Origin of the sequence: Mangrovibacter phragmitis, assembly GCF_001655675.1 — a bacterium.
GTDB classification, from domain to species: Bacteria; Pseudomonadota; Gammaproteobacteria; order Enterobacterales; family Enterobacteriaceae; genus Mangrovibacter; species Mangrovibacter phragmitis.
In genome coordinates this window covers 1-1151 of the sequence record NZ_LYRP01000031.1, presented here as the reverse complement: position 1 = coordinate 1151, position 1151 = coordinate 1, and the positions used below count along the sequence as shown (strand labels likewise).

Below are 1151 nucleotides of genomic sequence, written 5' to 3'. Positions count from 1 at the left end.
GCATACCCTTCCGGTGTTTTGGCCGGGCCGGCGTAATAAATCGGGTGGTCCTTAATGTACTGTGGCAGTTCTTCACCGCTGTCCAGCAACTCTTTCAGTCTGGCATGGGCAATGTCGCGCCCGACAATAATGGTGCCGTTCAGGGAAAGCCGGGTGGACACCGGGAACTGCGACAGCTGTTGCAGGATTTCGCTCATCGGGCGGTTCAGGTCCACTTTCACCACTTCGCCTTCATTTTCGCCGCGCAGCGCTGCCGGAATGTACTGACCGGGGTTATCTTCCAGCTTCTCAATCCAGATACCTTCACGGTTGATTTTCGCTTTCACATTACGGTCTGCGGAGCAGGACACGCCCATACCAACCGGGCAGGATGCCCCGTGGCGCGGCAGGCGGATAACCCGGATATCATGGGCAAAGTATTTCCCGCCGAACTGTGCGCCAAGGCCCAGGTTCTGCGCTTCGGTCATCAGCGCCTGTTCCAGTTGTACATCGCGGAATGCCTGGCCGTGCTCGTTGCCTTCTGTGGGCAGGCCGTCGTAATAACGGGTGGACGCCAGTTTCACRGTTTTCAGGGTGCTTTCAGCCGACGTACCACCAATCACAAAAGCGATATGGTATGGCGGGCAGGCCGCCGTACCCAGAGTCCGCATTTTCTCCACCAGGTAGTTCTTCAGTCTGGCAGGCGTGATAAGCGCCTTGGTTTCCTGGTACAGATAGGTTTTGTTGGCTGAACCGCCGCCTTTGGCGATACACAGGAATTTGTATTCGTCGCCATCCACGCTGTAGAGGTCAATCTGGGCCGGCAGGTTGGTGCCGGTGTTGACTTCTTTGTACATATCCAGCGGAGCGTTCTGGGAATAACGCAGGTTCTCTTCGGTATAGGTGTTGTACACCCCCTGCGCCAGGGCCGCTTCATCGCCGCCGCCGGTCCAGACGCGCTGGCCTTTTTTCCCCATAATGATGGCGGTACCGGTATCCTGGCAGGTGGGCAGCACGCCACGGGCGGCAATTTCCGAGTTACGCAGGAACTGCAGCGCCACATATTTGTCGTTTTCACTGGCCTGTGGGTCGCTGAGAATGGCCGCCACCTGTTTCTGGTGCGACGGGCGCAACAGGAACGCGGCATCGCGGAATGCATGCTGAGCCAGCAG

The 1151-nt window shown here is 57.9% G+C and carries 1 protein-coding gene; it reads right to left on the bottom strand.

Annotation, left to right across the window (positions count from 1 at the left end; translation table 11 throughout):
- A partial coding sequence (locus A9B99_RS15595) for a fumarate hydratase (protein ID WP_064599047.1) occupies nt 1–1151 on the bottom strand: 1151 nt, incomplete at both ends.